Annotated in this window: 18 protein-coding genes; 8 read left to right on the forward strand and 10 right to left on the reverse strand. The window is 71.1% G+C overall.

Features of this window, described 5'->3' with window-relative positions:
• The first annotated feature begins 233 nt into the window (after window positions 1-233).
• Genes G4D87_RS13095 through G4D87_RS13105 form a run of 3 tightly spaced genes read left to right on the forward strand, consistent with a single transcriptional unit; the run spans window position 234 to window position 4,228 of the window.
• Window positions 234-2,348: an FHA domain-containing protein gene (locus tag G4D87_RS13095; RefSeq protein ID WP_163782394.1), complete on the forward strand. Its 2,115-nt coding sequence runs from the start codon at window positions 234-236 to the stop codon at window positions 2,346-2,348.
• Window positions 2,349-2,388: 40 nt separating this feature from the next.
• Window positions 2,389-3,720: a cyclic nucleotide-binding domain-containing protein gene (locus G4D87_RS13100; RefSeq protein WP_205507567.1), complete on the forward strand. Its 1,332-nt coding sequence runs from the start codon at window positions 2,389-2,391 to the stop codon at window positions 3,718-3,720.
• A gap of 7 nt (window positions 3,721-3,727) precedes the next feature.
• A complete protein-coding gene (locus tag G4D87_RS13105) occupies window positions 3,728-4,228 on the forward strand; it encodes a hypothetical protein (protein WP_163782396.1) in 501 nt (166 codons plus the stop codon).
• Here G4D87_RS13105 and G4D87_RS13110 read toward each other — a convergent pair.
• Window positions 4,220-5,800 carry a tetratricopeptide repeat protein gene (locus G4D87_RS13110; protein WP_163782397.1) on the reverse strand — a complete coding sequence of 527 codons (1,581 nt, stop codon included), beginning with the start codon at window positions 5,798-5,800 and terminating at the stop codon, window positions 4,220-4,222. The genes G4D87_RS13105 and G4D87_RS13110 overlap by 9 nt on opposite strands.
• A 135-nt stretch (window positions 5,801-5,935) precedes the next feature.
• Here G4D87_RS13110 and G4D87_RS13115 point away from each other — a divergent pair, with 135 nt between their 5' ends.
• Entirely contained in the window at window positions 5,936-6,907 is a 972-nt protein-coding gene (locus G4D87_RS13115) for a homoserine kinase (RefSeq protein WP_163782398.1), read from the forward strand.
• A 13-nt stretch (window positions 6,908-6,920) separates the two neighbouring features.
• Here G4D87_RS13115 and G4D87_RS13120 read toward each other — a convergent pair whose 3' ends face one another.
• The 3 genes from G4D87_RS13120 to G4D87_RS13130 all read right to left on the reverse strand — a co-directional run bounded on the left by G4D87_RS13120 (window position 6,921) and on the right by G4D87_RS13130 (window position 10,414).
• Window positions 6,921-7,388: a nuclear transport factor 2 family protein gene (locus G4D87_RS13120; RefSeq protein WP_163782399.1), complete on the reverse strand. Its 468-nt coding sequence runs from the start codon at window positions 7,386-7,388 to the stop codon at window positions 6,921-6,923.
• 71 nt (window positions 7,389-7,459) lie between these two features.
• Window positions 7,460-7,987, reverse strand: a complete 528-nt coding sequence (locus G4D87_RS13125) for a hypothetical protein (RefSeq protein ID WP_163782400.1) — start codon at window positions 7,985-7,987, stop codon at window positions 7,460-7,462.
• Window positions 7,988-8,053: 66 nt separating this feature from the next.
• Window positions 8,054-10,414, reverse strand: a complete 2,361-nt coding sequence (locus tag G4D87_RS13130) for a tetratricopeptide repeat protein (protein ID WP_205507568.1) — start codon at window positions 10,412-10,414, stop codon at window positions 8,054-8,056.
• A 25-nt stretch (window positions 10,415-10,439) separates the two neighbouring features.
• Here G4D87_RS13130 and plpQ point away from each other — a divergent pair, with 25 nt between their 5' ends.
• The 3 genes from plpQ (at window position 10,440) to G4D87_RS13145 (ending at window position 11,850) form a co-directional block, all read left to right on the forward strand.
• Window positions 10,440-10,838 (forward strand): motility regulator PlpA, encoded by a 399-nt coding sequence (gene plpQ / locus G4D87_RS13135; RefSeq protein WP_002639025.1) that lies wholly within the window; start codon window positions 10,440-10,442, stop codon window positions 10,836-10,838.
• A 17-nt stretch (window positions 10,839-10,855) separates the two neighbouring features.
• The gene (locus G4D87_RS13140) at window positions 10,856-11,392 is read left to right on the forward strand and encodes a DUF192 domain-containing protein (RefSeq protein WP_163782407.1); all 537 of its coding nucleotides are present in this window, start codon (window positions 10,856-10,858) and stop codon (window positions 11,390-11,392) included.
• 182 nt (window positions 11,393-11,574) lie between these two features.
• The gene (locus G4D87_RS13145) at window positions 11,575-11,850 is read left to right on the forward strand and encodes a DUF6289 family protein (RefSeq protein WP_240358234.1); all 276 of its coding nucleotides are present in this window, start codon (window positions 11,575-11,577) and stop codon (window positions 11,848-11,850) included.
• Here G4D87_RS13145 and G4D87_RS13150 read toward each other — a convergent pair whose 3' ends face one another.
• The gene (locus G4D87_RS13150; protein ID WP_275902283.1) at window positions 11,851-13,038 is read right to left on the reverse strand and encodes an EAL domain-containing protein; all 1,188 of its coding nucleotides are present in this window, start codon (window positions 13,036-13,038) and stop codon (window positions 11,851-11,853) included. It abuts the gene before it with no gap.
• 105 nt (window positions 13,039-13,143) lie between these two features.
• Window positions 13,144-14,349, reverse strand: a complete 1,206-nt coding sequence (locus G4D87_RS13155) for a coiled-coil domain-containing protein (protein WP_240358236.1) — start codon at window positions 14,347-14,349, stop codon at window positions 13,144-13,146.
• Window positions 14,350-14,418: 69 nt separating this feature from the next.
• Between G4D87_RS13155 and G4D87_RS13160 the strand changes: the two genes are divergently transcribed.
• Window positions 14,419-15,447, forward strand: coding sequence for a zinc-binding dehydrogenase (locus G4D87_RS13160; protein WP_240358237.1), 1,029 nt, complete (start codon window positions 14,419-14,421; stop codon window positions 15,445-15,447).
• Between the two features lie 78 nt (window positions 15,448-15,525).
• Here the strand turns inward: G4D87_RS13160 and purK are convergent, their stop codons facing one another.
• From purK to G4D87_RS13180, 4 genes are all read right to left on the reverse strand, one after another.
• Window positions 15,526-16,668, reverse strand: coding sequence for a 5-(carboxyamino)imidazole ribonucleotide synthase (gene purK / locus G4D87_RS13165; protein WP_163782403.1), 1,143 nt, complete (start codon window positions 16,666-16,668; stop codon window positions 15,526-15,528).
• Entirely contained in the window at window positions 16,665-17,162 is a 498-nt protein-coding gene (purE, locus tag G4D87_RS13170) for a 5-(carboxyamino)imidazole ribonucleotide mutase (protein WP_163782404.1), read from the reverse strand. Before purE ends, purK begins: the two co-directional genes overlap by 4 nt.
• Before the next feature lie 191 nt (window positions 17,163-17,353).
• On the reverse strand, window positions 17,354-19,168 hold the full coding sequence (locus G4D87_RS13175; RefSeq protein ID WP_163782405.1) for an AMP-dependent synthetase/ligase: 1,815 nt from the start codon (window positions 19,166-19,168) through the stop codon (window positions 17,354-17,356).
• A 160-nt stretch (window positions 19,169-19,328) separates the two neighbouring features.
• On the reverse strand, window positions 19,329-20,613 hold a 1,285-nt coding region (locus tag G4D87_RS13180; protein WP_163782406.1), incomplete at its 5' end, for a vWA domain-containing protein.

A 20,613-nucleotide genomic window follows, 5' to 3' on the forward strand; every position in this document is an offset into this window, starting at 1 on the left:
GATGGGGCCAGCTTCGAGGAGGGGGCGCGCTTCGAGGGCGCAGTCGCTCGGGGCATATTTCGGAACTCCCGGGGTGAAGTCGATGGGGTATGTGGCAGCCTACATAGGAGGGGGCGCCGCGGGGAGCAACGCTCGAGGGCCCCTGTTCTTTCCCTGATCCGCGGCCTGTCCGCATTCCCACCATGGAGACGGCGCTCTAAGATGCCCGGCGCTTCGAGACTGGAAACCGCCCCATGCCTCCTCGTCCTCCTCCCTCTTCCCGTGCTGGCGCCGGTCGCTCCGGTGGTGCCGCGGGTGAGGACCCAGACTCCATGAAGTCCCCCGCCCGGCGCCGCCCCGCGTCCGAGGACGAGGACTTCGCCGCGCCCGCATCCGGCGAGGACGGCTACCCGGATGACGGGCCGCCCAACCCGGACCTCTACGGCGAGGAGGAACCGGGCCGCTCCCGCACGGGGGAGACGCGCGTGGCCTCCGTCGAGTCGGTGGAGGCGGAGCGCCGCTCCCGCGACGAGGACGAAGACGACAACGCGGACGCCACGCGCGCGGGTCCTCCGGTGCAGATGGAGGTGCTGGAGGGGCCGGACCAGGGCCGCAAGAAGCGCTTCCAGAGCGTGCGGATGGTGGTGGGCCGCAACAAGGACTGCGACTTCGTGCTGGAGGACCAGTCCGTGTCCCGCCGGCACCTGGAGCTGGTGTACGGGCAGGCCGGCGTGGTGATGCGCGACCTGGGCAGCGTCAGTGGCACCCAGGTCAACGACCAGCGCGTGGACGAGTGCCTGCTGAAGCACGGTGACGAAATCTCCGTGGGCAAGACGCGCCTTCGCTTCGTGGACGAGGCGGAGCAGATCAAGGAGCTGCGCGCCCAGGCGGAGGCCCGCGAGGCGGAGGAGAAGCGCGAGCGCGAGGCGGCCGCCCGCGAGGCGGAGGAGAAGCGGAAGAACCAGGCCGCCGCGCGTGGCAGCGAGGCGGACCCGAACGACCCGCGCTTCAACGAGGCCACCAACGCCAACTACAAGCTGCCCGACTCGCTCAAGGAGGGCTCCGGCGGCAAGGGCGCGGTGGCCGTGCCCCGGTCCCGTCCGCCCATCCGGAGCACGCCGACGCGCTCGAGCGGCGGTGGCCTGACGGGCAAGCAGAAGGCGCTCATCGGCGGCGGTGGCGCGCTGGTGGTGGTGCTGGTCATCGGGCTGATGCTGATTCCGTCCGGGCCGCCGTCCCCGCCTCCGCCGGACCCGAACGCGGAGCGGGCGAAGGTGTTGATGCAGCAGGCGCGCGAGTCCGTGCGCGCGGATGACTTCGCCAACGCCATCCGCCTCGTCGAGGAGGCGGAGAAGCTGGTGCCGGGCATCGACGCGGACAACCTGGCCCGGGGCGCGCGCACGCAGTTGGAGGTGATGACCTCGCTGGAGGCGGTGCGGGCGCTCATCGACGAGAAGCAGTTCGACGAGGCGCGCGCGAAGCTGGAGGCGACGCCGCAGGGCACCGCGAAGACGGATGACGTTCGCCGCAAGCTGGCGACGGAGCTGGAGGAGCAGGACATCGCCTGGCGGCTCCAGCAGGTGGAGGAGTCCTTCGCCTCGCGCGACCCGGAGACGATTCGCCCGCTCATCGCGCAGCTGCCGCCGCTGAACCGGCCGGCCTACGAGGTGAAGCTGACGGACCTGGAGGCCGAGCTGGCGAAGGAGGCCCAGGATGTGTCGCGGCGCAACCGCAACGCCGCGGCGCGCGCGGCGGAGCTGGCCAAGGAGCGGCGCAAGGAGTTCATCGCCGAGGCCTTCGCCGACGTGGAGCGCCGCTTCAACGGGGGGGACTACCAGCGCGCCGTCCTGGAGTGTGACCGGGTGATGGACAAGCACCGGGCGGAGAAGGACGTGAAGGACCGGGCCCTGGCCCTCAAGCGGCTGATTCCCCAGTTCCGGCGCGCGCTGGAGGACGGGCAGAAGAAGCTGGACGCCAACTCGCTGGAGGCGGCGGCGAAGCCCCTGCGGCGCGCGGCGGCGCTGTACCGCCAGATTGGCTTCCGGGGCTCGCTGGGCAACAGCATCGACGAACAGCTCGCGTCGTCCTCGCTGGCGGCGGGGCAGAGCGCGCTCAAGAAGGGCGACCTGGGCGCGGCCGGCACGCACTTCCGCGAGGCGCTGCGGCTCAACCCGGGCGACGGGCGGGCGCGTGAAGGGCTGGAGACGCTGCAGAAGAAGGCGGAGGAACTCTTCCTCCGGGCCTACATCCAGCGGGACAGGGATCCGCGGGCCGCGGCGGAGATGTTCAAGGTCGTCATCGAGACGGCCTCGGAAGGCTCCGACGTCAAGCGCAAGGCGGAGATGTATCTGAGCGAGCTGCAGCCGTGAGTGGCGGCGGGCCGACCATGATTTGCCGGGGAGACAAGGGATGAACGAGTCGTCGCTGCGTGAGCTCGGGATGGACCTCATCGAGGAGCGCCAGTTCGAGCGAGCCCTGGCCGTGTTCGCCGAGGCGGTCCGCCGCGTCCCCGCGGACCACCGCGCGCGGATGCTGGCCGCGCGCTGCCTGGCGGAGCTGGGCGAGCGTGAGCGCGCCGTCACCGCCTACCACGCCTGTGCGGAGGGCCTGCTGCGCCGGGACTACCTGCTGTCCGCCATGGCCGCGTGCAAGCTGGCGTTGGACCTGGCGCCCAACGAGCGGCGCCTGAAGGAGACGCTGTTTCGCGTGCACGCGCGCGCGGTGCGCAATGCGCCGGGCCGCGCGGTGGTGCCCCCGCCGCTGCCGCCCGAGGTCCTCTACGACGGCAAGGTGGAGACGGACCTGATGGGGCTGCAAGGCGAGGAGCTGTCCAGCCGCGCCATCGAAGTGCTGGCCGCGACGGACCCGGGCGGCGCCGCGGACCCCAACAGCCGTCCGCCGCTGCCGCTGTTCGCGGAGCTGGAGCGGGATGCCTTCGTGGACCTGGTGCGGCTGATGGCGTGGCGCCGCGTGAAGCCGGAGGAGGCGGTGAGCCGCGAGGGCGAGCCCGCAGACTCCCTCTACGTCCTGGTCGCCGGCAAGGCGGAGGTGACGCGGCAGACGGAGGGCGAGGCGCGCACGCTGGGCTTCCTCGGCGGCGGCTCCATCTTCGGTGAAATCGCGCTGCTGACGGGCGCGCCGCCCACGGCGACGGTGTCCGCGGTGTCGGACACGGAGGTCTTCGAGATTCGCCGCGAGCACCTCAACGCGGTGGCCAAGAGCCACCCCTCGGTGCCGCAGGTGCTGGCGGACTTCGCGCAGCAGCGCATGGCGCGCAACCTGATGGCCACCTCGCCCATGTTCCAGACGATGCCGGAGTCGGAGCGGGGCGCGCTGCTGGGGCGCTTCACCTTCCGGGCGCTCCAGGCGCGGGAGAAGGTGCTGGTGGAGGGCGAGCACTCGCCGGGGTTGTTCCTGGTGCTGGCCGGGGAGCTGGTGGTGCAGAAGGAGGACCCGGCGGGCGGCGTGGTGACGCTGGGCATGCTGCGCGAGGGCGAGGTCGCGGGCGAAATCTCCCTGCTGACGGGCCTGCGCGCCACGGCGACGGTGGCGGCGGCGCGCAAGACGGCGGCGGCCTTCCTGGAGCGCGCGGCCTTCCACGAGCTGGTGACGGCCGTCCCGGACATCCGCACGTACCTGGAGCAGCTGTCGGACCGCCGGCTGAAGCAGATTGGCGAGGCGCTGCGGCCCGCGGAGATCATCGACGCGGACGAGCTGGTGCTCGAGCCCGAGGCGGCGTGAGGGGGCCATGGTGAACGTGACGCGCTCGCAGGTGGTGGGCGGGGTGCTGGCGCTGCTGGCGGCCGGCGCGGTGCTGTACTTCTGGCCGCGGCAGCAGCTCACCGTGGAGGAGGCCATCCGCCGCCAGGTGGTGGTGATGACGCGGGAGGCGGAGGCGAAGGACGTGGGCGGGGTGATGGAGCTCGTCTCCGAGCGCTTCCGCTCCAACGGGCAGGGCGGCTGGTCGAAGAAGGACGTGCGCGGCATCCTCACCGCGCAGGTGCTGCGCGGCCAGTGGGTGCGCGTCTTCGTGACGAACCTGGAGGTGCGCGAGGTGTCTCCCACGGAAGGGGAGTTCAACGCGCGCTTCATCTTCGGCCGCTCGCAGGCGGAGAAGGTGGAGGACCTGGCCGCCGACAGCGTGCTGAGCGCCTACCGCATCGAAGGCGCCTTCGAGAAGGAAGAGGACGGCGAGTGGCGCGTGGTGCGCGCCCGCCCGGAGTCCATCAGCCCCACGGACCTACTCTAGGAGCGAGCCCGACTCCGCCTTCCAGGCCTTGGCCATGCGGGCCTGGCCGGCGGACTCCAGCCGCTCGCGGATGTCCTCCACGCGCTCCGCCAGCGCCTCGCGCGGAGTGCCTTGCGCCCGGGCTTGCGCGAGCCCGAAGAAGTAGTGCTGGCAGCCGGCGGCGTGCTCGCCCTGCGCGAAGAGCAGGTCCCCCATGGCGGTATAGGCCTCCGCCATCGTGCCCGCGCCGCTGTCGGGAGCCACGGCGGCCAGCAGCGGGCGGGCGCCCTCGTAGTCCTTGCGCGCCAGCAGCAGCGCGCCCTTGGCGTACTGAGCCCGGGCCAGGTCCACGCCGCGCGCGGCCAGGGCCTTGTCGTAGGCGGCCAGGGCATCGTCCTGACGGGAGGCGGCCTCCAGCACGCCGCCGCGCGCCAGCCAGTAGCGGCTGTCCTTCTCCAAGAGGCCCACCTGCGTGCCGTCCGGGGTGGTGGTCCGCACCGGGCCGAAGGTGGCCTCGTATGCGTCCAGCAGGGCCACCGCGCCGTCGGTGTCGCCCGCGGCCTGCAGCGCCCGCGCGCCGTCCAGGTAGAGCAGGGGGGCATTGCGGCGCCGGGCCACGGCCGCCTCGAACGCCGCGCGCGCCTGGGCGTCACGCTTCACCGCCAGGGCCCGGGCCCGGGCGAAGAGGGCGTAGTGCTCATCGGGGACGGCCTTCAGCGCTTCGTCCGCGGCCTTCAGGGCCTCGTCGGGTGCGCCGCGGGCCAGCGCCAGCTCCGCCCTCAGCGCGCCCGCGCGGGCCTTCAGGCCGGGCGTCAGCTCCGCGCCTCGGGCCTCCACGCCGGAGAGCACCTGCCGCGCCGCCTCCGCCTTGCGCCCCTGGTAGGTGTGGGCCAGCGCGGTGGACACGCGGGCCAGCAGGTGGTCCGGGTTGACGTTGGTGGCCTTGGCGAAGGCCTCCACCGCTTGAGGGTACTGGCCTTCATCCAGCAGGGCCTCGCCGTAGGCGGTGGTGAAGCGCGGGTCGCGCCAGGCCGCCTCCGCCGCGCGGGCGAAGGCCTGCCTCGCGCCGGGGAGGTCGCCGCGCGCCTGGAGCGCCAGGGCCCGGGCCAGCGTCAGCCGGGCGTTGTTGGCGCCGCGGGCCTCGAGCCCGGCCAGGTACTGCTCCGCCTCGGCGGCCTTGCCCGCGGCCAGCAGGTGAAGGGCGTGGGCGCCGTAGCGCTCGCCGGACTGCGACTCCAACTGCTCGGCGCGGGAGAGGTGCTCACGGGCCTTGGCGTCCGCGCCGGGCTGACGGTGCTCCAGCCACAGCACCGTCTGGATGTCGGCGGCCAGGGCCTGCGCGTCGCGAGCCTCGGCGTCGAGCTGGAACAGGGCCTCCAGCTCCGTCATCGCGCGGGCGAGGTCAGCGGGGTTGCCGCGCAGGGCGGCCGTGCGGGCCGCGCGCAGGTGTTCCTCCGTCTGCTTGCGGACGGTGCCTCGGTGGACGAAGAGGGCCACCGCGCCCGCGAGCAGCACCGCGACCACGCCCACCTGAACCAGCGCGCTGGTGAGGCTTTCGCGCCGCTGCCAGTCCTTGCGCCCTTCGGTGCCCATGGACCTGTCCCCCGCGCTGGAGTTGGATGTGCGCCGGCCGTGATGCCGGGTATAGGAGTCGCGCTCAGATAGGAACGGTCCCCCGGGCTGTCAACGGGGGCGGCGGCGTGAACACGGACGTGGGAGGTCAGAGGTATGGCGGTACACACGGCGCTACCCCCCGAGGCATTCGAGCGGGTCGCGGAGGCATTCGGGCTGGGGGCTGTGCACGAGGTGACGCCCATTCCCCAGGGCTCCATCAACACCAACCACCGCGTGGAGACGCAAAGCGGACGCTACTTCGTGCGCCACACCACGGTGCGCTCCGCGGACGACTTGCGCTTCGAATCCGCGCTGCTCGCGCACCTGGCCGCGTACCACTTCCCCGGGCCCGTGCAGCTGACGACCCGCGACGGGGCGACCTTCCTGGAGCTGGAGGGTGGCCGCGTCAGCGTCTTCCGCTGGCTGCCGGGCGAGGAGTTGCGCCACCCGGCCCTCACCGCCGACCACCTGGAGCGGCTGGGCGCGGAGCTGGGCAAGCTGCACCGCGACACGCAGTCCTTCTCCGGCTCGCGGGAGAATCCCTACGGCCCGGAGACGGTGCGCGGCTGGCTGGAGGCGCTGGCGGCGCACCCGGACGCGGCGCTGGCGGCCGTGGCGCGTGAGCTTCAACGCGACATGGAGACGTCGCGCACCCTGCGGCAGGGGTTGGAGCCTCGCGGCGTCATCCACGCGGACCTCTTCATGGACAACGTGAAGTGGCTGGGGGACCGCGTGGGGGCCTTCTTCGACTTCGAGATGGCGTGCCGGGAGGACTACGGCCTGGACGTGGCCATCACCCTCAATGCCTGGTGCTTCGACGGCGGGCAGTACCTGCCGGAGCTGTGCCGGGCCTTCATTCGCGGCTACGTGGACGTCCGGCCGCTGTCCGCCGTGGAGCGCACGAACCTCTTTGGCCATGCGCTCTACGGGGCGGTGCGCTTCACGGCGAGCCGCATCCGCGACTACCACCTGTCCCCGCTGCCGGCGGACAAGCTGGTGCGCAAGGACTACCGCACCTACCTGAACCGGGCCCGGGCCTTGAATGCCATGGGGCCCGAGGGCTTCGCCGCGCTGCTGGGCCTGTGAGGGCCCCGCGGCGTCAGATGCCGGTGATGATCTTCCAGGTGCCGTCTTCCTTGCGGAACACCATCTGCTCCAGCTCGGACTCCTTCATGGGGCGCGAGTGGAGCGACGGCATCCGCCAGGTAGCGTCCCAGTAGTAGATGGCGGCGGCCACGTCTTCGCCCACCTGGATGCGGCGGATGCTCAGCTCGATGCGCGGGCCCTGGATGCGGGGGAACACCCGCTCCAGGTAGGGCACCAGGGTCTGCGCCGTCAGGTCGTCGCTGGGGTCGTTCGGCGTGCCGCCGTCATCCTGGAACGAAGGCGAGATGAGCTTCTGGATGGCCTGGGCGTCCCGGGCCTCCAGCGCGGTGCGGTACTGCTCCATGACGGCGAGGATGGCGCGCGTGTCGGAGTTGTCGACGATGTCCGTGCCGGGGATGCGCTTCGGGGCGCACGCGGCCAGCAGGGACAGGACGCTGAAGGCGAGGAAGCGTTTGAGCATGGCGGGGCCTTATTGGGACAACCCGACGGAAGTCAACCCATTCCCAGGCCCCGCCAGGGGCGGGTGGACGACTAACCGGGGCGGATGACCTCGGCGATGAACCGGTTGAGCACCGGCACCTCGTTGTCGAGAATCTTCAGGCCCTCCGACTGGATGACCTTCTCCGCGATGAGCCCCAGCGGCTTGAGGAGGAAGGGCAGCTTGAGGGCGATTTCACCGTCCATCACCCGCTCCGTCTGGCCACCGCCCACGTCGCGGAAGCGCATGGTGCCGGTGTTCACCAGCATCTTGGAGATCTTGTTCGAGGTGGGGACGTTCTCGAACCTCAGCTCCTTGCGGCGCTTGTCATACGTGGACGTCTCCACGAAGGCGAACCACTCCGGGGGCACCGTCTTGGGGCCAATCTTCTCGATGACGGGCCTGGGGCGGTAGCGCACGCGGCGGCGCACGACGTCTCCGTCCGGCTTCACCTCCAGGGGCTGCAGCTCCAGCAGCACGCCGTGGTGCTGGAGCAGGAACGCGAAGTACCGCTCGTCGAGGAGCGCGCGCTCCACCTCATCCACCGTCCCCTGAATCCGATGCCGCGACTCGAAACGCATCCACGTCCTCCTTGCCAGGCTGGCACGTCACCGCTGTCTGGCTGCCTGCCTAGCCGAAAAGCGTGGCTAGCGGAAAGCCTGTCGTGGCACGAGCAGTCCACGGAAGGTCTTCTCCTCGAAGTCGCAGCGCTCCCGCCACTCGTTGGCGGAGGCCCGGAAGGCGGCGCCAAAGTCCGGTAGTGCACCGACCTCGTGCCGCACCGCGCCGCAGTCGCCTGACAAGTAGGCGGACTCCACGCGCATGCGCAGGGCCTCGCGGCGCAGCGCGTCCGGCAGCCCTTCCGCCGCCAGGGCTTGTTGCAGGTAGCCGGTGGCCAGCACGGGCGAGCCCACCTGCTGCAACCGGCGACCCATGAGGTAGTTGAGGAACGGGTCCGTGGGCACCGCGGCCAGGGCGCGCGCGAGGAGCAGCAGGCGCACCTCGTCCTGGCCGGCCCGGAAGTACGCGTCGATGGGGGCCTGGCGCGCGGCGTCCTCCATGGCGGCGAGCTTCACCTGGGCGGTGCGCGTCAGCTCCGGCCCGGCGTCCTTCGACAGCACGGTGTCGAGGAAGCGGCGGGCCTCGCCGGGCTGCTCACGGCGCAGCGCGACGTCCGCCCGCGCCATGGCGACCTCCGCCTCCAGCACGGCCTGGCCCTTCATGCGCTCGCCCACCGCGGCGAGCACGGCGTCCGCGTCCGTGTAGCGCTCCAGCTGGGACAGGGCGACGGCCTCGCCCAGGCGGAAGTAGGGCTCGTCGGGCTGGAGCTCGGCGGCGCGGCGGTAGCGCTCCAGCGCGTCCTCGGGGTCGCTCGCCAGCGCCTGCCGGGCGGCGTCCGACAGCCGCGCCACCTCGCGGGCGCAGGCGCGGGTGAAGAGGCTGCCGGCGCGGAAGCGCGCGAAGGCCCGCGCCACGGAGGCGTCGTCCAGGGGGAGCGCGTCCACGTACTGCTCCCACTCGGTGACGAGCTCTCCCAGGGGACGACCATACGCGGCGTCGAAGTCCGCGTGGGCATAGACGGCCCTCAGCCGGTCCGCGCCATAGGTGTCCGCCAGGTAGCGCAGGAACGAGCCCGCCACGGTGTACGCGCGCGCGGGCGCCGACTGATAGAAGCCCTGCGGCCCCATCAGCTTGCGCATGTCCGGCGCCAGCTTCTGCCGGCGCATGCCGGCCGCCCACTGGTGCAGCGTGAGGTCGCCCTGCACCGGGCCGTCCGCGGCGACGGCGAACCCCTCGATGACGCCCATGAGCGGCCAGACGCCCAGCCGGGTGGTGACGCGGAAGGGGCCGCTGCCCGCGGGGGCCGCCATGACGTGCGCCAGCTCATGGTGGAGCACGGAGTGGGGGAAGGGCCGGTCCTGGATGTGCAGCTCATGGCGCCAGGGCTTGGCGAACTGGGTGCGGCCGGCACCCACCAGGCGCTGCTTCTCGTGTTCGTCGCGGTAGAGCCAGACGTGGATGGGCTCGGTGGGGGCCACGCCCAGGAAGTGCCGCGTCTGGGCCCAGCGGAACTCCAAGTCCCTCGCGAAGCGGTCCACGTCCTCGCGCGGCTTGCCTCGCCAGTAGTGGAAGACGAAGTGCTCCGTCTCCCGCAGGCCGCCGAGCTCCTGGGTGAGCCACGCGTCCGTCATCCGCAGGCCCAGGGCGGGGCCGCGCGCCTCCATGAAGGCGATGGCGGCCAGGGGCAGCACCAGGGCGGCCAGCGTCGCGCGGCGCAGGCCGGCCCGGCGAAGGCGCCCGGTGCCCAGGTCCAGCAGGGCGCAGGAGAGCCCCGCGAGCACGGTGACCCACAGCAGCGTCTCCAGGCGGAACCAGCCGAGCGCGGCGGAGACGCCCAGGGCCTCGTCGTACAGGGGCCCGGGCATGTGCCCCAGGAAGTGGTTGAAGGCGAACACCTGGGGCCCGGCGACGATGGGCCACGCGGTGGGCACGGCGGAGACGAGGATGAGGAGGGCGTACAGCCCCACGGCCCGGCGGGGGCGCTCGGCCGTGAAGCCGCACAGCACACCCGCCGAGGCGGCCAGCGCGGCCGAGGGGAGGGTGAGCATCGGATAGAAGCCCACCAGTGCGAACGGGTCACACTCGGTGCGCAGCCAGGCGAACAGGGTGGCCACCAGGAAGGGGGGCACCAGGACGCCGACGTTGAGGAGCAGGGCGGCGCCCAGGGCCCGGGCCACTGCTCCGGCGGGCGTCTGGGGCCGGAGGGCCCCGGGGGGCGTCGGGGAGGTGCCCAGGAGGATTCGTCGCTCCTGGGCGGCCGCGGCGATGCCCAGCCCCCCTCCGAGCAGGCCCACGGCGATGGAGAGGGCCAGGCTCAGCTCGAAGCCGGGGACGCCGAAGAGGGGGAGCAGGACGAGCGCCGAGCCCCCTCCCGCGAGCAGGAGGGCGGTGGCCAGGACGGCGGGGCGACGCAACAGGCCAGAGGCGCGGGTGAGGACTTGCCGCATGGCCTCTCCTATACTCCCGGCCAGCATGTCCGAACAGAAGACAGGTCCAGAGCACCGCCAGAACGGGCGCGCGCCCATCGAGCTGAAGGTCGACTACAAGAAGCTCAACTCGTTCTTCGCGGACTACACGAAGAACATCAGCAAGGGTGGCACGTTCATCAAGACGAAGAAGCCGTTGCCCATCGGCACGCGCTTCCTCTTCAAGCTGACGGTGCCACACCGGGAGGCCCCTTTCGAATTGCTGGGTGAGGTCGTCTGGTCCAAGGCGGACGCGGACGAGCCCGGCATGGGCATCCGCTTCATCTACAGCAGCGAAGCGCAGCGGGTGGAGTTCGAGACGGTGGTGGAGGGGCTGATGTCCGACAGCCTCGGCGGCGAGCTGACGGAGAAGCTGCTCAACAAGCCGCTGCACTCGCACTCATGAAGCACGGCCTTCGGTGGATGGTGGTGGCGGTGCCGCTGCTGGCATCGGCCTGCCAGCAGGAGGCGCAGGGCAGCGCGCCCCGTGCCACGCCGAAGGCCGCGGAGCCCCGTCCGCGCGTCACCGACGTCACGGCCGAGGACTACGTCATGCAGCCGCTACCGCGTGGACATGTGCGGCTGGAGGATGCCTTCGGCGGAGCGCACCGGGTGGAGGTGGAGATCGCCGCGACGGCGGGTGCGCGCGCCCGGGGCATGATGTGGCGCAAGGAGCTGGCGGAGGGGAAGGGCATGCTCTTCCTCTTCCCGCACGAAGAGGTCCAGGGCTTCTGGATGCGCAACACGCTCATCCCGCTGGACATGGTCTTCATCACGTCGGACCTGCGCGTGGCGGGCATCGTGTCGCGCGCGGTGCCGCGCTCACTGGAGTCCCGCTCCGTGGGCGTGCCCAGCCAGTATGTGCTGGAGGTGCCCGGCGGCTGGACGGAGAAGGTCGGCATCCGCAAGGGCAGCACCGTTCGCTTCGAGGGCGTGGCGGGCATGGGAATCGAACCCTGAGGCGCGACCATGGCCTCCAGGTCGACGGAGGCGTCAGCGTGGCATGAAGGGCCCAGGCGCGGAGGGCACGAGTTCACGTCTGTGAATGAACGCAATGACTCGGCAAGTCCTGGACGGCCTGATTCCAACCCATCACAGTCTTCGGTTGCTGCAACAACGCGTGAAGCAACTCAGGAGGCTGTATGCAGATGATGCGATGGGTCGGTCAGATGTCGCTGATCGCGGGACTTCTGACGGGCTGTGGCGGCGTGGAGCAGGAGGACGCCGAGCCGTTCCTGGACATGCAGGAGGAGGCGCTCGCCGGGTGTACTCTTCAGTTCTGGTACGAGTTCTATTCGGACAGCGGTCACACGAACCTTGTCGGGCAGTCGGGCTGCACCTGTGGCGGGCCTCGCGTGAACTGGGGCTTCAAGTCGGAGTACCGACTGGTGCGCATCGCGCCGCAGCCGTGCCCGTAATCAAGCTGGCGTGCGCCGCTCCAGGAGCTCCGTGGCGCGGCGAATGAGCTGCTGCATGGTGACGGTGCCCAGGAAACGCTGCTGGGCATCCGTGACGGCCACCGGGTCATAGAGCGCGTCGGGCGCGCGCTCCATGGCGAGCCGCGCCAGGGTGGTGAGCGCCATCCGGTCCTCGACGATGAGCGGAGCCACCTGCGCCGCGCCCTTCGTGCCCGTCAGGCGCCGCAACACCAGCGCCTCCAGCCGCTCGCCATGCACCACGGCGACGTGGTCCACGTCGGCCTTCTGCTGGAACAGCCGCTCCAGCTCCTCGGGCGTCACGGGCCGCTCCACGCAGTTGCGGCGGATGACGATGCTGCCCACCGTCTCGTCGTCCTCGTCCTCGCGGAAGTCGAGCGCGCGCATGGCCTCATGGCGCCGCGCCTCGAACTCGCCGCTGGGCAGCACGGGCACGGGCGCGGGGCGGGCCACCAGGTAGCCCTGTGCGTGCCGGATGCCCAGGCGGAGCAGCACGGTCAGCTCGTCCCACGTCTCCACGCCTTCGGCAATCAGCGTCGCGTTGACGCTGGCCGCGAAGGCCACCAGCGACTTCACCAGGTGCTGCTGGTAGCTGTGCCGGTGGATGTCCCGCACCAGCGCCTGGTCCAGCTTGATGAACTGCGGCGCGCTGTTCACCAGCGTCACCAGTCCGGAGTGCCCCGCGCCGAAGTCATCCAGCGCGATGCCGAAGCCCAGCGCCGAGCACTGCCGCGTCAGGCGCTGCAGCAACGCGTTGTCCTCGAACGCCGCCTTCTCCGTGATTTCGAGCACCAGGTTCTTCGGGTTCAACCCGTAGCGCGCGAGCAGCTCCTCCGTGGAGCCATCCCCGAAGCGCGGGTCGCTCAACACGTCCGGGCTGACGTTGAAGAAGAAGGGCGCGCTGCGTTGCGCCTCCGGCAGCGTGGCGATACAGCGCAGCGCGGACGTCCAGCACGCGCGCTCCAGCTCCCACGTGTAGCCTTCCAATCGCGCCTGCGTGAAGAGCACGTGCGGCTCGCGGAACTCGCCCGGTCCTCGCGACAGCACTTCGTGCCCGATGACCTCGCCACGCAGCAAGTCCACGATGGGCTGAAACACCGAGGTGACGCTCGGCTCGTCACCTTTCCACAGCCAGGAGGGGGCTGGTGCGGAGGAGAGGGGCAGGCTCATGTGTGGAAATTGTAGCCGAACCCACCGCAGGCTCCATGCCCTCCCCGAAAGAAGCTGCAGGGCCGCATGTCATGGCGTGGCAAAACGCCAGGGCACGGCTGGCGCTCAAGACCCGCGGACCCTCGGCTGCTCGCTTGCCGAGCCAGACACCGGGCTGCCTTCCGACGCCGCCGAGTGCATGGAAGCCCCCTGAATCATTGGAACTACGTCCTCCATGGACTGGGCTTCCTCCGACTGAAGGGAGGAGAGCGCCCGGAAGCGGCGCGCCAGGGCGGACAGCTCCGCGGCCTTGAGCTGGGCCTGGCCGCTGCGCAGTGACAGCAGGGCCACGCGGGCGCGCTCCAACTGCGCCACCTCTGCCCTCAGGCGGGCGAGGATGCGCTCGCGCCGTTGTTTCAGACCGCCCAGCCGCTCCACCTCCTCACCCAGGGAGGCCGCGGCCAGCTCGAGCTGTCGTCGCGCGAAGGCATCCGTGCTGGCGCGGGCGCTGCGCTCCAAGTCATCGCGCTCGGCCTGGAGGTCCGCTTGCGCGCGCTCCTCGAGTTGAGCCTCCACCCCCGCCCACTCGGACGCGAGCTCCGCCGCGTCGCGCGTCATCTTCCCCAGCGTGCGCGCCAGCTCCTCGCGCGCGGGCTCGCGAGGGAGCATCGCCAGGGACTGGCCGCATTGCCGGTACAGGTTCAGCGCCCGCTCGGTCAGCGCATGGAAGTCACCGGCGAGCTGCGGCAGCAGCGCCTCCACGCGCGCCTCCACCGGGTCCGCGGACAGCGCCAGGTGCGCGGCCACCGCGCTCAGTCCCACGAAGAGGCCCAGGATGCCGCCCGCCACGCCCGCGCCCAGCAGCGCCGGCGTGGCCAGGTCCGCCAGTCGCGCGGAGAAGATGCGGGACACCTCCATGCCGCCCAGCGTCAAGCCCGCGCACAGCGCCGCGCCCAGTCCGAAGTGGAAGAGGGTGGGGCGCGCCTCCGCCACCTGGCCATTCTCCCCGCGCTCACTCAGTCGCGAGCGCACCAGCAGCGCCCCCGCGGCCGCCGCGCTGAGCGCCACCGTCCAGCCGGGGGCCATGCCCAGGGCATAGGGCAGCGCGGTGAGGAGCACCCCCAGGCCGCCGAGCAGCACGCGGTCCCACCTGTCGCCTCGCGCACACCCGAGCACGACGGCGGCGGGGACCATCCACGCCAGCGGCAGCGGCAGGCCCAGCCGCGTGGTGGCAAGGTGCAGGATGCCTGCCCCGGCCCCCGCCGTGAGCGCGCGCGTCACGGTCTGTTCGAAGGCCTCGCGGTGATGGAGCTGCAATAGAGTGGCGTTCATCGACTCCCCACGGATGTAGGCCGGGCAGGAACTGTTCCTTTCACGCATGGGTGGCGAAAAAGGTCTGCGATGAAGAGCCCCGTCGTTCCCGAGACGATGCGCGCGCTGGTCCTCACCGCCTATGACGGACGGCCGGAGTCCCTGCGCGTGGAGTCCCGGCCGGTGCCCCGGCCCACTACGGGCCAGGTCCTGGTGCGGGTGGCGGCGGCGCCCATCAACCCGGCGGACCTGATGTTCATCCGCGGGCAGTACGGCATCCGCAAGCCGCTGCCCGTGGTGCCGGGCCTGGAGGCCAGCGGGACGGTGGTGGCTTCGGGCGGCGTCGCGGGCCGGCTCCTGGTGGGGCGCCGCGTGGCGTGTGTGGCGCCCGGCGAGGGAGACGGCTTGTGGGCGGAGTACGCGGCGGTGCCGCTGGGCCAGTGCCTGCCCCTGCGCTCCCAGGTGTCCGACGAGCAGGGCGCCAGCCTCTTCATCAACCCCTTCACCGCGTGGGTGTTGATGGAGCGCGCGAAGGCGGGCGGCCACACCGCGCTGGCCCAGACGGCCGCCGCGGGCACCATGGGGCGGATGCTGCTGGCGCTCGCGAAGCGACGGGGCGTGGCCCTGGTGAACGTGGTGCGGCGCCCGGAGCAGGTGGCCCTGCTTCAAGAGTTGGGCGCGGAGTACGTGCTGAGCACCCACGCGCCCGAGTTCGAGGAGCGGCTGCACCGCGTGTGTCACGAGCTGAAGGTGTCGCTCGCGTTCGACCCGGTGGGCGGCCGGCTCACGGGGCAGTTGCTCCACGCGCTGCCGGAGGGCGGCACCGTCATCGTGTATGGCGCGCTCTCCGAACAGGAGTGCCGCATCGCGCCCGCGGACCTCATCTTCGGGCGCAAGCGGGTGGAGGGCTTCTGGTTGTCGGAGTGGCACCGCCAGGGCTTCGGCGCCGCGCAAATCAAGGCGCTGATGGGCGTGCCGTCGCTGGTGGGCCAGACGCTGGAGACGCCCGTGCGTGCCCGGCTCCCGCTGGAGTCGGCGGGCGAGGCGGTGCGCATCGCCTCCGCGGACATGACGTCCGGCAAGGTGCTCTTCGTGCCCGAGCTGGGACAGTCACCGTGAGCCGGGCTCAGACCTTGTCGCGGGAGATGGGGCCCGTCTTCGCCTTCGTCACGCGCAGGTAGTCCGCGGGCGCCGGCCCTACATCCCCAGCGCGGTGGCGGCGGCCTGCACGCGGGCGAGCGCGTCCTCGGGCGAGCTGCCCACCGCGGACAGATGCCCCATCTTCCGGCCCTTGCGCGCCTCTCGCTTGCCGTACAGGTGCAGGCGGACGCCGGGCATGGCCAGCACCTGCTGGAAGCGCGGGCCGCCGTCCTTCAGCCACAAGTCCCCGAGCAGGTTGACGATGGCCGCCGGACGCACCACCTCCACGGAGCCCAGCGGCAGGTTGCACACCGCGCGCACCGCCTGCTCGAACTGCGAGGTGAGGCACGCCACCTCGGTGGAGTGGAAGCTGTTGTGCGGGCGCGGCGCCAGCTCGTTGACGAGCACGCCGCCGTCCTTCAGCAGGAACAGCTCGATGACGAGCAGGCCCTCGACCTGGAGCGACTCGGTGATGCCGCGCGCCAGCTCCGTGGCCTTGTCCAGGACCGCGGTCGGCAGCGGCCCCGGCAGCAGCGACCACGCGAGGATGCGCTCCTCGTGGTGGTTGAAGGCCGGCGGATACACCGCCACTTCGCCGTTGGGGCTGCGGGCCACCAGCACGGACAGCTCGGACTGGAGCGCCAGCGCGGCCTCCACCACCACGGAGCGCTCACCCAGCTCGCGCCACGCCTGGGCGGCCTCGTCCGCGGACGTCACCTCCACCTGCCCGCGCCCGTCGTAGCCGCCCTCGCTGGACTTCACGAAGCAGCGTCCGCCCAGCGCCTGGATGGCCTCGGCCAGCTCCGCGGCGGAGTGCGCCTCGCGCCAGGGGCCCAGGGGGAAGCCGCCCTTGGCGAGCCAGCCCTTCTGCCGGCCCCGGTGCTGAATCACGCGGAGCACGTCCGCGCCCGGGCGCATGGGCGTGTGCCGCGCCACCGCCTCCAGCGTGGCGAGGGGAATCTTCTCGATTTCGAGCGTCACGGTGTCGCACGCGCGCGCCAGCGTCTCCGCGGCCGCGGTGTCACCGAAGGCCGCGGTGACACACCGGTCCACCACGGAGTGGGCCGGGCAGTCCGCGTCCGGGTCCAACGCCTGGACCTGGAAGCCGAGCGTGCGCGCGGCCAGGGCCATCATCCGCCCCAGCTGGCCGCCGCCGAGCATGCCAATCGTGCCGCCGGGCAGCACCACGCGCGGGCTCATGACAGCTCCCGGTGCGCCAGCACCTCGTCGGTGCGCGCCTTGCGCCAGGCCGCGAGCCGCTCGCGCAGCTCCGGGTACCTCAGGCAGAGGATGGCCGCGGCGTGCAGGGCGGCGTTGGCCGCGCCCGGCTTGCCAATGGCCTGCGTCCCCACGGGCACGCCCTTGGGCATCTGGACGATGGACAGCAGCGCGTCCAGGCCGCTGAGCAGCGTGGTGGGCATGGGCACGCCGATGACGGGCAGCAGCGTCTTGCTGGACACCATGCCAGGCAGGTGCGCCGCGCCGCCCGCCGCGGCGATGATGACGGACAGTCCGCGCGACTCCGCGGTGGACGCGTACTCCATCATCCAGTCCGGGGTGCGGTGCGCGGACACCACGCGCACCTCGTGCGGGATGCCCAGCTCCTTGAGGATGTCGACCGCGGGCTGCAGGTGCTCCAGGTCGCTCTTCCCGCCCATGATGACCCCGACCCACGGGGTGACCGTGCTCGCCATTGGTGTGCGCGCCTCCGTGCGCTGTCCCGCCGAAACCACGAGGAACGCGGAGATAGGGCGGGGGGATTCCGCGGGTCAACACGGAAAGGCGCGGGTGACGCGGATGACACGCCGGCCTTCCCGTATTCCCGGTGCGCACCCGCACACAGGGTGGGGCAGGGGAGGAAGCCCCTGCCCGCCACCCAGGACGGCTAGGCCGCGGAGACGTTGCGGTCGCTGCCCTCGCGGTAGAGGGCCTCGATGGCGTCGTTGTAGCGGGCCACGACGTTGCGGCGCTTCACGCTCATCTTGGGGGTGAGCATGTCGTTGGCGACGGTGAAGTCCTCGCTGACGAGCAGGAAGCGCTGCGGCCGCTCATAACCCTTCACGTCGCGGGTGAACTCGTTCACCTGCTCGCGGTAGAGCTGGAGCACCTCCGCCCGCTTGAGCAGCTCCGGCATGGACGTGGTGTCCAGGCCCTTCTCCGTGGCCCACTTCTTCAGCGTGTCCACGTCCACGACGATGATGGCCACGTTGTACGGCTTGTTCATGCCGTGGACCAACGCGTTGGCGATGTAGGTGGAGAGCGTCAGCGACTGCTCGATGGGGCTGGGCACCACGTACTTGCCGTTCTCCAGCTTGTACTGCTCCTTGATGCGGCCGGTGATGTAGAGGTAGCCGTCCGCGTCCAGGACACCCATGTCACCGGTGCGGAAGCCGCCGTTCCCGGTGAACACCTTCTCGTTCTCGTCGGGCTTGTTGTAGTAGCCCATCATCACGTTGTGGCCGTGGACGACGATTTCGCCCTGCGTCGCCTCGCCGGAGGCCACCGTGTCGATTTCGATGCGCACCCCGGGCACCGCCTTGCCCACCGAGCCAATCTTCCGGTTGTTGGGGAAGTTGGCCGTGGCGATGGGCGACGTCTCCGTGAGGCCGTAGCCCTCGTAGACGGTGATGCCGAGGTTGTCGATGAACTCCGCCACCTCCTTGGAGATGGCCGACCCACCGGAGAAGGCGTACTTCAGCCGCCCGCCGAAGCGCGCGCGGACCTTGGAGAAGACCACCTTGTCGAAGAAGGCGTGCTGCAAATCCAGCAGGCCGCTCGACTTGCCCGCCTCCGCGAGCGCGCGCCGCTGGGCCGCCACCGCGAGGCCGCGGTGGAACATGAACCGCGTCACCGCCTTCTCGCCGGCCATGCGCTTCTGCAGGCCGTCGTAGATGCGGTTGAAGATGCGCGGCACGCTGAACAGCAGCGTGGGCTTCACCTCGGAGAGGTTGTCGATGATCTTCTCCACCGCCTCCGCGATGGCCATGGACGCGCCCATGGACAGCAGCGCGTGCAGCTCCACCGTCTGGCCGAAGACGTGCGCCCAGGGCAGGAAGGCCAGGGAGCGGTCCTCCGTGCTCATGGGGAACACCTCGTGCATCGCCGACACGTTGCGGGCGATGTTCGCGTGGCTGAGCATCACGCCCTTGGGCTGTCCCGTGGTGCCCGACGTGTAAATGAGGCCGGCCAGGTCCGTGGGCTTGGGGCTCACCAGGGGCGTGGGCGTCTCCGCGCCCCGCCGCAGCAGCGTCGCGAAGCTGTCCGCGTCGCTGGGGGTGCCGCTGAAGCGGATGATGTGCTCCAGGTGCGGCAGCTCCGCGCGCACGGACTGGATGCGCTGCGCGATTTCATCCGTGGCGCAGAAGACGACCTTGGCGCCGCTGTCGTTGATGATGAACTGCAGCTCCTTCACCTGCTGCGATTCGTACATCGGGACGTAGGCGCCGCCGAGCGTGTACGTGGCGTACGCGCCCACCGCCCACTCCAGGCGGTTGTTGGAGATGACGGCCACGCGGTCGCCCACCCCCACGCCCAGCTGCGCGAGCCCGCCTCGCAGGTCGTCGACCATCTCTCCGAAGCGGGAGTAGGTCGTCCAGACCCACTGGCCGTTCTTCTTCTCTCCGAAGAGTTCGCGGCTGCCGAAGGTGGAGGTGCTGCGCTTGAAGATGTCGATGAGGGTCTGGAACTGCGGGAGCTGCATGTGGGGGGCTCCACTCGGAAACAGGTTGGTATGAGGCGCAGCAGCTTAAGGCTGAACGCATCCCGGGTGGGCCCATTCCTGAAACTTCACGCCCCACCTGCACACAATCGTGAACACGACGCAGTGCGGCGGAGCGCCTGGGTGACGTGCGGGACGACTCTCAGTACGTGGAGCCGAGCTTGCCGAAGCTCTTGAGGGCCTTCACCTTGCTCTGCTTCACGAGCGAGCGCCGGGCCTCTTCGCCCTCCGCGCTGTCGTACGCGTCCATGACGGCCTGCTGTTCGGCCTGGTCCGCCGCCACCGCGGCGCTCCCGGACACCGCGCTGGCTTCGTCGAAGAGCGCCTGGTTGCGCTGCAGGTAGCGCTTCGCCTCGTCCTTGCGTCCCTCGCTCAGGGCCTCGGCCGCCTTCTGCATGTTGACGGCGCTGCGCGCCCGGGCGGCGTAGACGGTGGCCTCGCGGTCCTGGCGGGCGAGCACCTCCTCGCGCCGGTGGGTCACCACCGCGGACAGCGAGGCTTCGTTGGCCACGTCCGCGTCGCGGATGAGGTCCGTGTACGCCAGCTTCAGGTCCAGCACGCGCGCCGTCCGCCCCGCCGCGTCCCCGGTGACGTTGAGCCGCATGACCACGCGCTCCAACTGGCCCGCGGAGAAGTCGGGCAGCGACACGTGCACCTGATTGCCGGACTGGCTGGCGCGGTAGCCCAGCACCTCGCCCAGCGACGTGCCAGGGGGCAGGGTGAAGGTCATCGTCACGCCGCGCGCCACCGTCGTCCCTGCCTGCTGCAGGTCCTTCTGGAAGAGGGTGGAGAGCTGGGCGGCGTCCTCCAGGAAGCCGTAGGCGCCAGCGCCGTAGTCGGCGAAGGACTGCATCAGGTCCTCGTTGAAGTCGGTGCCCACGCCAATGGCGCTCAGGGTGATGCCGGTGGCGCGCAGCTCCCGCGCCATCCGCGTCAGCTCCTCGTCGGAGGTGAGGCCCTCGGTGGGCTGGCCGTCGCTCATGAGGATGAGGCGGTTGACGCCGTAGCTCCGCTGCGCGGTGGACAGCTGGTAGCGCCCGGCGGACAGGCCCGCGCCGATGTTGGTGCCGCCTTCGTCCCAGATGCCGTCCACGTACTGGAACATCCGCTCGCGGTTGGCGGCCGTGGCCTCCAGGGACGGCAGGCTCTTCACGTCCGAGCCGTAGTGGATGATGGCCAGCCGGTCCGCGTCACTCAGCAGCCCGATGAGGTGCCGCGCCGCCTGCTTGGCCTGGGCCAGCTTGTAGCCGCTCATGGAGCCCGAGCGGTCGATGACGAGCGCCAGGTTCACGGGGCTGCGCTGCGCCCCCGGCACCTGCGCGCCCGTCAGGTCGAAGGTGGCGAACACCTCGGAGGTGCCCGCGGGGACGTAGGGATGGGACAGCCGGCTCGTCAGCGTCAGCGAGCCCCTGTCTCTTATACATATC

Source organism: Myxococcus vastator (assembly GCF_010894475.1).
Classification (GTDB): domain Bacteria; phylum Myxococcota; class Myxococcia; order Myxococcales; family Myxococcaceae; genus Myxococcus; species Myxococcus vastator.

Bases quoted from the DNA above. Each gene is read 5' to 3' on its own strand.
- G4D87_RS13095 (WP_163782394.1), top strand. From the start codon at position 234: ATGCCTCCTCGTCCTCCTCCCTCTTCCCGTGCTGGCGCCGGTCGCTCC.
- G4D87_RS13100 (WP_205507567.1), top strand. From the start codon at position 2,389: ATGAACGAGTCGTCGCTGCGTGAGCTCGGGATGGACCTCATCGAGGAG.
- G4D87_RS13105 (WP_163782396.1), top strand. From the start codon at position 3,728: ATGGTGAACGTGACGCGCTCGCAGGTGGTGGGCGGGGTGCTGGCGCTG.
- G4D87_RS13110 (WP_163782397.1), bottom strand. From the start codon at position 5,800: ATGGGCACCGAAGGGCGCAAGGACTGGCAGCGGCGCGAAAGCCTCACC.
- G4D87_RS13115 (WP_163782398.1), top strand. From the start codon at position 5,936: ATGGCGGTACACACGGCGCTACCCCCCGAGGCATTCGAGCGGGTCGCG.
- G4D87_RS13120 (WP_163782399.1), bottom strand. From the start codon at position 7,388: ATGCTCAAACGCTTCCTCGCCTTCAGCGTCCTGTCCCTGCTGGCCGCG.
- G4D87_RS13125 (WP_163782400.1), bottom strand. From the start codon at position 7,987: ATGCGTTTCGAGTCGCGGCATCGGATTCAGGGGACGGTGGATGAGGTG.
- G4D87_RS13130 (WP_205507568.1), bottom strand. From the start codon at position 10,414: ATGCGGCAAGTCCTCACCCGCGCCTCTGGCCTGTTGCGTCGCCCCGCC.
- plpQ (WP_002639025.1), top strand. From the start codon at position 10,440: ATGTCCGAACAGAAGACAGGTCCAGAGCACCGCCAGAACGGGCGCGCG.
- G4D87_RS13140 (WP_163782407.1), top strand. From the start codon at position 10,856: ATGGTGGTGGCGGTGCCGCTGCTGGCATCGGCCTGCCAGCAGGAGGCG.
- G4D87_RS13145 (WP_240358234.1), top strand. From the start codon at position 11,575: ATGCAGATGATGCGATGGGTCGGTCAGATGTCGCTGATCGCGGGACTT.
- G4D87_RS13150 (WP_275902283.1), bottom strand. From the start codon at position 13,038: ATGAGCCTGCCCCTCTCCTCCGCACCAGCCCCCTCCTGGCTGTGGAAA.
- G4D87_RS13155 (WP_240358236.1), bottom strand. From the start codon at position 14,349: ATGAACGCCACTCTATTGCAGCTCCATCACCGCGAGGCCTTCGAACAG.
- G4D87_RS13160 (WP_240358237.1), top strand. From the start codon at position 14,419: ATGAAGAGCCCCGTCGTTCCCGAGACGATGCGCGCGCTGGTCCTCACC.
- purK (WP_163782403.1), bottom strand. From the start codon at position 16,668: ATGAGCCCGCGCGTGGTGCTGCCCGGCGGCACGATTGGCATGCTCGGC.
- purE (WP_163782404.1), bottom strand. From the start codon at position 17,162: ATGGCGAGCACGGTCACCCCGTGGGTCGGGGTCATCATGGGCGGGAAG.
- G4D87_RS13175 (WP_163782405.1), bottom strand. From the start codon at position 19,168: ATGCAGCTCCCGCAGTTCCAGACCCTCATCGACATCTTCAAGCGCAGC.